Genomic DNA, 10,700 nt, shown 5'->3' on the forward strand with positions numbered 1-10,700 from the left:
CCATAACTTGTTAGTCCAGAAAAACCCGATGTTTATTAAATATCGGGTTTTTTATTTCCTTTTTATTTGCAATGACTGTATAACTAAAGCTTAAGGATGAGCTTTATAGAATGGATCAGATAAGGACTGGGTAAAATGCTAACACTGTTTATGGTGCAACTTGGTGGTCGCCCAAAAGGTCGTTTAATTGAGCAGCACGATATGTTTTTTGGCGTGGCCAACCAAGTCAGCGAGCTGATAGACGATATCAATCAGCACTGGCCTGAGGTCAAAAATAAATGGCACATTGACTCGTATCGAGCGATTAGCAAAGTTGATAATTATGCGATTAAATTGGTCGAATTAAGTAACCAAACAGAGAGTGCCAACGATTTAAAACTGTTCTTTATCAATTTAGGTGGTTATCAACGTGGCAGTTTTGAGGAGTTTCATTACAAACTGCTTATCGTTGCTGCTACTCAAGCGGACGCTATTAAGCAAGCAAAGCAGAGCGAATTTTATAAAGCCTTTACTTATAAGGATAAAGAGTCGCCTTTTAATGCCGCCTCGCATATTGATGATAAGTTTGAAGTAGATATCGATGATATATACAACGTCAATGACCTTATCTCAAATGTTCGGCTACTCATTGAGCCGATTAGTAATGATCGTCATGAGCTTGTACAGGCTGATGATAAAGAGTACGTTGGTTATCTGAGTATCAAGAATTTAAGGAAATTAGCATAATATGGCTTTAAATATGTACTATAAAAACGGCATCATTCGCAAAACGCGCAGCCAGATATCTGATGAGCTATTGACCACGCTTTATCAGGTTCACAATAATACCAATTTTCCGCAATTGACGTGGTTAATTGATAACCTTTATGAAAATCCACAGATTCAGCCTGATGTCGCGCAGGCGTTAGCTGATGAGGTGGTCGCGTTTGAAAGATTGTTACTTTCGTTGCACCTGCCTTTTCCTATGCTGCCACTGCAAAAGCTCCATACCTTTTTTACGGGAGCTGCGACTAGCAGGCAGCCCATTTATACCAGTAATTAATGAATTTTTCGCTTTAGCCCGTTTCTATAACTATCTTGAATCATGCCCAAATTACCCCCATAATCTAAACACTTCTAAATAATAAATAGCCTAAGTAAATATGCCCAATACTCCTAAAAACAACTCAGAAATACCTACTTCACAAACGTCAATCAAAAACAAAAGCAACAAAGCAAACAAAGTGATAAATCCGAACGATGATTCTACTGTCACAGTAAACACTGATAACGCATCTTCGCACGCTAAGGTTGCTGCCGATTTGCCAGTTTTAGCAAAAGATAGCTATTATCTCAGCCGTTTAGAGCGTGAGCTGGCGCGTGCTGCTGTGGCTAACAAGAAGAGCGATCAGAAAAGTTCTGATAATAAAGCAGAAGATGGGCTAACCAAAAAACGCGCCCAGTACGACAAAATAAAAACCCGCTCACAGCAAGCGGTGCAAGCGCGTATCGATAGTATTCCTCAAGATTTAGCAGCCAAGTTAAATCTTGATCTGCCAGTAAGTCAACGCGCCGATGATTTGGTACAAGCGATTATTGATAACCAAGTGATTATCGTGGCAGGTGAGACGGGTTCTGGTAAAACGACGCAATTACCGAAGCTTGCCATGCTGGCAGGGCGCGGTATTACGGGACAAATAGGACATACCCAGCCAAGGCGACTGGCTGCTCGTAGTGTGGCAAACCGAATCGCGGAAGAGTTGGGCGAGCCGCTCGGTAATAGCGTCAGTTTTAAAATCCGCTTTAATGAGCAAGGCTCGGCGCAGTCTATTGTGAAATTGATGACCGATGGTATTTTGCTTGCTGAATTGGGTCACGATCGTTTCTTGAGTAAATATGACACCATCATCATTGATGAAGCCCATGAGCGTAGCTTAAATATTGACTTTATTATGGGTTATCTAAAAAAGCTGCTGCCGAAACGTCCAGATTTAAAGGTCATTATTACCTCTGCCACTCTGGATACTCAGCGTTTTAGCGAATACTTTAGCCATTATGATAAGAAGCTAAAACGTAACGTCCCTGCGCCGATTTTTAATGTCGAAGGACGTAGCTATCCTGTGGAAGTTCGTTATCGTCCGTTGACCGATGAGCCAGTGAGTAGCTCGGATGATGATAGCTATGATGACTTTGAAGAGAATCTGCCTCGCGCGGTGGTTGCTGCCGTCGAAGAATGTTTTAGCGATGCACAAAATAAAGGGCATGCCGATCAAGCAGATATCTTGATATTTGCTGCCACAGAAGCCGAGATTCGTGAGCTCCAAGAGGTGCTTGAGCGTCATGGGCCCAAGCACACCGAAGTATTGCCACTATTTGCACGGCAGACTTATGAAGAGCAGCAGCGCATCTTTCAGCCTTCAGGTCGCGGTCGGCGTATCGTTATCGCCACCAACGTTGCTGAGACGGCGCTGACCGTACCTGGCATCCGCTATGTGATTGACTTAGGATTTGCGCGGATATCACGCTATTCGTATCGCTCTCGCGTGCAGCGTTTACCGATTGAAGCCATCTCGCAAGCGGCGGCCAATCAGCGTAAAGGTCGCTGCGGCCGTGTCGCACCTGGCGTTTGTATTCGTCTTTATTCTGAGGAGGACTTTGGCGGGCGTCCAGAATTTACCGAACCTGAGATTTTACGCACTAATTTGGCGTCGGTGATTTTGCAAATGGCCAACCTGCGCTTAGGCAGCGTCGAGGATTTTGCCTTCATTGAGCCGCCTGATAGCCGCTTGGTTACTGATGGGCATAAACTGCTCGATGAGCTAGGCGCGATTACGTCTAAAGGCGGCGCCGCGAGTCATGCTAAAAGGCAAAAAGGGTCTGATCACCTGCGTCTGACAGCGATTGGGCAAAAAATGGCGCGTATGCCAATCGACCCGAGGCTTGCGCGTATGTTGGTTGCTGGTAGCGATTTTGATTGTATTCGTGAGATGCTTATCGTCGTCGCGGCGCTTGCCGTGCAAGATCCACGCGAGCGTCCGGCCAATAAGCGCCAACAAGCGGATCAAAAGCATGCAGAATTTCGCCAAGATGACTCAGACTTTTTATTTTATCTGAGTCTGTGGAAAGCCTTGTTTGAAAAGGATGAAGACGGCAACAAACTGTCTGGCAATCAGCGTAAGCAGTTTACCAAGAAAAACTATCTGAGCTTTCCGCGTGTGCGCGAGTGGAGTCAAACCCATCGTCAGTTGGTACAAATGGTCACTGAGCTAAAGCTGACTGATGTGAAAGATGCAAAAACTACTAGTAAAAATGCTTCGTTAGAGAATGTGACGAGTGACCCTACTGCGATTGAAGATGAGGAACTTAAAGCCGTTAAATATGCCAATTTACATCGCGCATTATTAACAGGGCTGTTATCGACGATTGCGCATAAAACCGAAAATCGCGGTGAATACTTAGCTGCGCGCCAGCAAAAAGCCAAAATTTTCCCAGCCAGTACGGTGTTTAAACAAGTACCGCCTTGGGTCATGGCTTTTGAAGTGGTCGAAACCTCACAAGTCTTTATGCGTACCGTTGCCAAAATCGAACCAGAGTGGATTATCTCAGCGGCGGGTAACTTATTAAAATATCACTACTTTGAGCCGCATTGGTCGAAAAAAACCGGACGCGTCAAAGCTTACGCGCAGATTAGTTTATTTGGTCTGATTATTATTAGTAAACAGCTGACCAATTATGAGCAGGTTAATCTCAGTGAATCGCGGGAAATCTTTATCCGTGATGGTTTGGTGACTGGTAACTTGGGTCGGCAAGCGCCATTTTTACAGCATAATATGGACAAAATCGCTGACATCGAACGCCTTGAAGACAAATTACGCCGCCGTGATTTATTGGTTGATGAAGAAGCGCTGTATCAGTTTTATGATAAAAAAATTCCCGAGCATGTTGCCAGTCGCAAAGCCTTTGAGGATTGGCGCGCTGAGGTGGAAAAAACCGATGCTAAATATTTATTCTTTACCGATGAAGATGTTCTTAACAGCCAAGCCCCAACCACAGGCGATTTCCCAGAAGTGTGGAAACTGGGTGATTTAAAGTTGCCGCTACGTTATGTCTTTGATCCGTCAAGCGATGATGATGGCGTGACCATTCGTGTGCCACTTGCGGCGCTACCGCAGCTTGATGCAATTGAGCTATTGTGGGGCGTGCCCGGCTGGCGTTATGAGCTGGTATTACAATTGCTCAAGTCATTGCCGAAAGATATTCGTCGTCAAATCGTCCCTATTCCTGATACGGCCGATAGCCTTTTTGATGAATTGCAGCCCGCTGGAGGCCAAGGGCTACTTAAGCAGCTTTGCCAAGCATTAAATCGCCGCGGCATTATGTCGGTGACGCCTGAGAGCTTTAATCCTGCTAGCATTGATCGTTATTTGCAGCCGCAAATCTGTGTCGTCGATGACAAAAACCGCATTATCGAAAAAGGTCGCGACTTACAAACGCTGCAAATTCGTCATGCTAGTGAGACCCGCCAAGCGGTGAATGAGCAGCAAGGCACGCATACCGAATTCCCTGAGCACTTTGCCTTTAGCAAAAACCATCATAGCGCAGGCGTGGTGATGAAGCAGTTTGCCGCCTTGGTTGCTGACGAAGCGGGCGAAGCGGTATCGATTCATCAATATACCGATGTCAATGCGGCGTTGCAGGCGCACCGTATCGGCGTTTTGACCTTGATAAAAGCTAAGCTTGGCGCCAAGAAAAAGCAGCTCACCAGTCAAATCGATAAGATATTTAAATTGGCCTTTGCGCCACTTGGCGATATGGAGAAGCTAAAAACCATCGTTATCGATGCGGCATTGGATGCAGCGCTCGAAGAGCACTATGTGTTATTTGATCATAGTGCCGATTTGCCTGAAAGCGCTGATGATAGCGCTGTGGCACTGGCTGAAGAATTGCCCTTTACTGCTGAGGAGTTCGAGAAAACCTTAGAAGTCGTCGCTGGTAACTTCCTATTAACCGGTCAAGACGTCATAAAAACGCTTAAAAATGTCTATACGCGTTGGCAGCGTATTCGTCAGAGTTTACTCATGCTTGATCGGGAGATATTTGGCGAATCTATCGAAGATATCGAAGACCAGTTAGAAGATTTGCATTTAGCCGACTTTGTGTATCGCATGGATTATAGCCACTGGCAGCAGTATCCGCGCTATTTGGAAGCGCTAGAGATTCGTCTTGAGCGCCTTGAGCACAATCTTGAAGCCGACCTCGATGGTGTCTACGCTCTTGATGAGCATATGGAGCGGCTGGCAAATCGCGCCAACGATAAAGCCATCAGTGAATACCGCTGGATGGTTGAGGAGTATCGCATTCAGCTCTTCGCGCAGCCGATGAAAACCCGCATGGCGGTATCACCGAAGCGTTTGAATAAGATATGGGATAAGATGCGTTAAAAAATTGCATTGCAATTTTAGCATCGCAAGTGAGTAGGGTGCGTCCAGCGCACCATTTCCATGTAATGTCCTTTTATCGGTGCGCTAGGCGCACCCTACAATAATTTCCATATCCAATGAAAGACAATAAAAAAGGCTGGATTAGCAATCGCTAATCCAGCCTTTTTGTTTAACTATAGATAAACTATAGCAATGCTCTAACCTTTGGATACACCATATTGGCAGGAGACAAGATATCGTCTAGCGTCTCTTTATCCATCAGTTTTTCTTCTAATACGATGTCATAAACACTACCACCAGTCTCTTGTGCTCTTCTTGCGACAAAAGAAGACGCTTCGTAACCAAGATGTGGGTTCAGCGCAGTCACCAGTCCAATATTATTAAATACCTCGACGCTACACGCCTCGTTATTCATCATCAGACCATCGATACAGCGGGTAGCAAACATCTCGCAGATGTTAGCCAGCATGCTCATACCGGTAAATAAGTTAAAAGCAATCACCGGCTCAAAGACGTTGAGCTGTAGCTGACCGTTTTCTGACGCCATAGCGATCGTATGATCGATACCCATGACATGGAAACAGGCTTGGTTCACCACTTCTGGGATCACAGGGTTTACTTTACCCGGCATGATTGAGCTGCCAGGTTGCATTTCAGGCAAGCGATATTGCGCTAGACCAGCGCGCGGGCCCGAAGATTGCAAACGTAAGTCATGGGCAATCTTAGATAAACGCGCAGCAAAAAGACGCAAGTTGCCAGATAGTGCAACATAAGCGCTGGTGTCTTGTGTGGCTTCAATCAAGTCTTCAGCGATATAGTAAGGTCTGCCAGTCAGCTCAGATAAGGTTTTGGCAACTTCTTCAGAATAACCCGCTGGCGCATTCAAACCCGTACCAATTGCTGTGCCGCCCATATTGATTTCATGAAACAGCGCACGAGTAGTTTCGATACGATCCATCTCTTTTTTGATCATGGTTGCAAAGGCATTGAACTCTTGACCCGCGGTCATAGGCACGGCGTCTTGCAAATGCGTACGACCCATTTTTAATTGATCGGCAAGCTCGGCGCTTTTATTTTTAAGGCTGTTATACAAAATATCCATTTTACCTAATAGATGAACGCAGTAATCATCTAACGCCACATTCATCGCCGTAGGGTAGGCATCATTGGTTGATTGCGACAGGTTGACATCGTTGTTTGGATGCACGTGCTGATAGTCGCCTTTTTCATAACCTAAGATTTCGAGCGCTCGGTTAGCAATCACCTCATTGGCGTTCATATTGGTTGACGTACCTGCGCCGCCTTGGAACATATCAACGATAAACTGGTCGTGATATTTATCCGCGATTAAGTCATCGCACGCCGCCGCAATAGCGTCTTTAACCGTCTCATTTAGGACGCCGACTTTATTATTGGCAATCGCCGCCGCTTTTTTAACGGTCGCAAAAGCGCGAATAAAGGTCGAAAATTGATTTAAGCGCACGCCACTGACGGTAAAGTTTTCAAAAGCGCGTAAGGTTTGGATGCCGTAGTAAGCATCAGCGGGCACGTCACGATAGCCGAGCAGGTCATGTTCTTGGCGAGTAGCAGTAGTCATTTAATAAATCCTTTCAATAAAAAGCCCTGATTAAGACGCGGCGAGACCGTCATTTATTAAAATGACAGCAGTAGCATCACATTAGTAAATCAATTTTTAACCTTACAGCATAAGCTTTTTATGAAGTGATTAATAATGAATATTTATTGCATGACGCATAATGAAACAAAAAACTTTATATGATAAATGATAAATGATAAATGATAAATGATAAACGGCCAGGTTTTTGCTCAGGTTTTTGGTTGAGTAAAGCGAGAAAGTCATAAAGCCATAAATTCAAAGCAAAACTGATGTTTAACGCTTGATGTTTAACAGCGGATACCTAACCACTATAAAAAAATATAAAAATAACATGGCTTTCAATGGCTTGGGTGCATAGAGTGTTCAAAAAGATATTTATTGCGTGATACAATTTTTCCAGCGAGGAAGACGATGTTAAAAAAATTATTCAAACCTAAATACGTGCCTTATGAGGCAAAATACATTCAGCTAAGCGCAGCAGACGAGCGTAATATCCGTACAATTACTGACGATATCAAAAACTATATCGCTAACAGTGATAAAGTCAGTAACGTCAATTATCATACGCGCGATGCCCATGCCAAAGGCTACTGCGCACTTAAAGCCAAATTTGAGATTTTAGATGATTTGCCTGCCGAGTATGCCCAAGGTCTGTATGCTGAGGCTGGTATACATGATGCGGTGATTCGTTTTTCTAACGGTGCACCTTTTGTTGCTGCTGATCGCAAACTGGGCTTAGCGCAAGGTTTGGCGATAAAGGTCTTTGATGTACCGGGCAAAAAATTGGCGCCGGGTGAAGAAGACAGTACTACTTTTGATTTTAACTTGGTTAATTACCCTGTGTTCTTCTGTAATAGAATCGAAGATTATGCTTATATCTCTAAGCTGTTTTTAGAATTGCCAAAATACATTGAAAAAGGCGCGATTGGAAAAGTAAAATTGGCCTTTAACTGGTTGACCAATTACGGTTCAAAATTCCCGACCAAAGAATCCTTAAAAACGTTTAAAGCGGTTAGCGGATTTGTGAAAATTGAGCCAAAAAACACCTTGCTTTATGATTTTCATTCGCAAGGCGTGGTGCGTCATGGCGATTACATGGCAAAAATACGGGCAACGCCAACCAAAGCATCGGCGAAAAAAGTCACTCGCCGCGAAGTAGATCTGACGGCGCGCGAGGAGGCGTTTCGTCCGCTAATTATTGATGAGATACGTGAGCACGATTATCAATTTGATGTCCAGATTCAGCTGTGCCGCAATCTAAAAAAGCAGCCAATTGAAGAGATAACCAAAGAATGGAAAGCGTCCGATGCGCCATTTGTGACGGTAGCAAGGCTTACGATTCCTTGCCAAGATGTGCCTGATGATGGTCATTTTGAGATTATGGAAAATTTATCGTTTACGCCGTTTCGTTGTTTAGAAGAAAACCGTCCAATCGGCAATCTGCAACAGTCGCGTTTAAAAGCCTATCAAATAGCAGCGGAGACGCGTCATAAATTAAACGCCGTCAAACACTGTGAACCTAAAAGCTTAAAACAGACCTTTGATAAATCTTTCTTTTAAACCCTTTGGTAGGTTTACATAGATTTTATGATTCAGTTGTTAAGACAATTTATTCAGCTTAAGCACAAAAATAGCCAGTAGTTTGTCTACTGGCTATTTTTTTAAACAGATTTTAGTAAAAATATAGACCTTATTTAAGTCACTGTTCATTAACTACCAAGTATTATTTCAGGTGATTATAGTTGGCAATTCACTTGGTATTCCTGGCCGTTGTCAGATTTAATGGACATAATACCGAAATCGGCTTTGGTGTGCCAATCATAAGTCGTCTGCGGATTAACATCGTTGACGTAACGCGCGCCAGAACCTGATACCGCTTGCTTCATGCTGACTTTAGCGTTATTTAGGCCAACTTTTGGCAGGGTAACGTTTAGGTTAGCAATTTGGCCATCTGCCGTATATGCAGCAGTGATTTGACCATTGTCTTGACAAGTAAAGGATTGAACCACTTGCTGGGTATTAGTAGGCGGGGTCGTAGTGGTTGGTGCGCTAGTGGCACAAGCGGCTAGTAGGGCGGCAAAAGGGGCGACAGCTAATAATTTTTTCATAATATGCCTCGAAACTTAAGGTAAGTTTTATTTGTTACGCTGAGCGGTATCATACAATAAAAAATGTAAATTCGTGTTGTGGTTCGTATTTGGACGAGTAACACCGACTCCCAAATTCAGCGCTACCTTTTGATAAATGCCCCAACCCATCCACATAAGCTGCCTGGCTGAAACCAAAATAAGCACGTCCTAAAGCCTGCACTCTTTTTATTTGAGATTTGCTATATACAAGGTAAGGCATATAAGGTAAGCCGGCTTTCAAAAAAATTCCTACGAACATTAACAGGGTTTTTGCATAAAATAGGGCAGCTTTAACCAGAGCAATTTTAAAGCAGGTATTTTATTAAAAAATAAGGCGGTGTTCTAAAAAGTATGCTGGCGGTAAAAGGCAATAGGAAATCTAAGCTAAGTTCTCTGATTTTATAAAGCTTTCAAGGCTTCAAAAATTGTTCAAATTTTAATCAGTATGCTTTTTGGCACATCACCAGCAAAAGAAGGTTTTGATAGGTGTCTATGTGGAGCTTTTAAAACGTACATATGAAAGCTGCAATATTGATCTTGGTTTAAATTGCTTGGCACGTTTGCCGCACTATATTATCGAAAGAACTGAGCTTCACTCATATACTCATATTATTTTGCAGAAAAGTGATTATGAATGCAACATAATGGTTATTATTGAGCCTTACTGCATTAAGTCGATTTTTATATGAGACTGTGATACTTTTAGATAAAGATCAAAAGACGTAGTTTTGCTTTTTTATTGTCCTATCCTCTCAGAATGTTAGATCTCCAACAATCCTAAGGCAGTTTATTTCTCTAACCCCAACCTTGTTGACGATTACGTACGTAAGGTAGAAGTGAAGCCAATGCCAATGCTGCTAATATTACACCAATCCATAAGCCTGAACGTAAACCATAACCATTTGTAATTGCTACACCACCTATATATGAACCACCACCTAAACCAATATTAATTACTGAGGTGTGCACTGCATTGACCATAGGACCCGGATGCGCAACACTGACAATCCTTGCCATCATTGCTGGGTTCATTGGCACGCCAGATAATCCAATCAAAATGATTGCAAGGATCGCTACAGTTTTGTATTCAGCGAAGATTGCAAAAGCAAATAAAGATATGCTTAATACGGTTAGACCAACGAGCATAATTTTAAGGCTATGATTATGTGCTAAACGACCAGTAATCGTATTACCTACAATATTTGAAAACCCAAATGCCATTAAAATGAAAGGTACGACATGCATGCTAAATCCAGTTATATCGACCAAAACAGGGACGAAATAACTAAATGCAGCAAAGCTTGCGCCTAAAATCAAACAACTTGTTACGCAGGCTTTCCAGTAAGCTTTATTTTTAAAGGCCTTGATCTCTTCTTCCATTCTCAGCTGTCCACCACCTGACACTTCAGGTAAAAGACGTACTAAAGCGATAAGAGAAACGAATACCAATACAGCGACTAAGCCAAAAGTAATGCGCCAACCCCATTGTTGATCAATCATCGTCGCAAGAGGAATGAGCTATGCTGAAGAAAC

At 43.2% G+C, this 10,700-nt stretch carries 7 protein-coding genes; 4 read left to right on the forward strand and 3 right to left on the reverse strand.

Translation table 11 applies throughout. From position 1 onward, the window contains the following. Positions 1 to 135 precede the first annotated feature (135 nt). From B4240_RS11505 to hrpA, 3 genes are all read left to right on the forward strand, one after another. On the forward strand, positions 136 to 726 hold the full coding sequence (locus tag B4240_RS11505; protein WP_296239341.1) for a DUF1543 domain-containing protein: 591 nt from the start codon (positions 136 to 138) through the stop codon (positions 724 to 726). Between the two features lies 1 nt (position 727). Further along, the gene (locus B4240_RS11510; RefSeq protein WP_296239343.1) at positions 728 to 1,042 is read left to right on the forward strand and encodes a hypothetical protein; all 315 of its coding nucleotides are present in this window, start codon (positions 728 to 730) and stop codon (positions 1,040 to 1,042) included. Between the two features lie 100 nt (positions 1,043 to 1,142). After that, positions 1,143 to 5,420, forward strand: a complete 4,278-nt coding sequence (gene hrpA, locus B4240_RS11515) for an ATP-dependent RNA helicase HrpA (RefSeq protein WP_296239345.1) — start codon at positions 1,143 to 1,145, stop codon at positions 5,418 to 5,420. A 184-nt stretch (positions 5,421 to 5,604) separates the two neighbouring features. Here the strand turns inward: hrpA and B4240_RS11520 are convergent, their stop codons facing one another. After that, the gene (locus B4240_RS11520; RefSeq protein WP_296239347.1) at positions 5,605 to 7,017 is read right to left on the reverse strand and encodes an aspartate ammonia-lyase; all 1,413 of its coding nucleotides are present in this window, start codon (positions 7,015 to 7,017) and stop codon (positions 5,605 to 5,607) included. A gap of 432 nt (positions 7,018 to 7,449) precedes the next feature. Between B4240_RS11520 and B4240_RS11525 the strand changes: the two genes are divergently transcribed. Beyond that, positions 7,450 to 8,598, forward strand: coding sequence for a catalase family protein (locus B4240_RS11525; RefSeq protein WP_296239349.1), 1,149 nt, complete (start codon positions 7,450 to 7,452; stop codon positions 8,596 to 8,598). Positions 8,599 to 8,774: 176 nt separating this feature from the next. Here B4240_RS11525 and B4240_RS11530 read toward each other — a convergent pair whose 3' ends face one another. Both B4240_RS11530 and B4240_RS11535 read right to left on the reverse strand, forming a co-directional pair. Beyond that, entirely contained in the window at positions 8,775 to 9,146 is a 372-nt protein-coding gene (locus B4240_RS11530; protein ID WP_296239350.1) for an MliC family protein, read from the reverse strand. Between the two features lie 816 nt (positions 9,147 to 9,962). Further along, entirely contained in the window at positions 9,963 to 10,667 is a 705-nt protein-coding gene (locus B4240_RS11535; RefSeq protein WP_296239353.1) for an MFS transporter, read from the reverse strand. Positions 10,668 to 10,700: the final 33 nt, after the last annotated feature.

Origin of the sequence: Psychrobacter sp. UBA5136 (genome assembly GCF_002414005.1) — a bacterium.
In the GTDB taxonomy this organism is placed as follows: domain Bacteria; phylum Pseudomonadota; class Gammaproteobacteria; order Pseudomonadales; family Moraxellaceae; genus Psychrobacter.

Bases quoted from the DNA above. Each gene is read 5' to 3' on its own strand.
- B4240_RS11505 (WP_296239341.1), top strand. From the start codon at position 136: ATGCTAACACTGTTTATGGTGCAACTTGGTGGTCGCCCAAAAGGTCGT.
- B4240_RS11510 (WP_296239343.1), top strand. From the start codon at position 728: ATGGCTTTAAATATGTACTATAAAAACGGCATCATTCGCAAAACGCGC.
- hrpA (WP_296239345.1), top strand. From the start codon at position 1,143: ATGCCCAATACTCCTAAAAACAACTCAGAAATACCTACTTCACAAACG.
- B4240_RS11520 (WP_296239347.1), bottom strand. From the start codon at position 7,017: ATGACTACTGCTACTCGCCAAGAACATGACCTGCTCGGCTATCGTGAC.
- B4240_RS11525 (WP_296239349.1), top strand. From the start codon at position 7,450: ATGTTAAAAAAATTATTCAAACCTAAATACGTGCCTTATGAGGCAAAA.
- B4240_RS11530 (WP_296239350.1), bottom strand. From the start codon at position 9,146: ATGAAAAAATTATTAGCTGTCGCCCCTTTTGCCGCCCTACTAGCCGCT.
- B4240_RS11535 (WP_296239353.1), bottom strand. From the start codon at position 10,667: ATGATTGATCAACAATGGGGTTGGCGCATTACTTTTGGCTTAGTCGCT.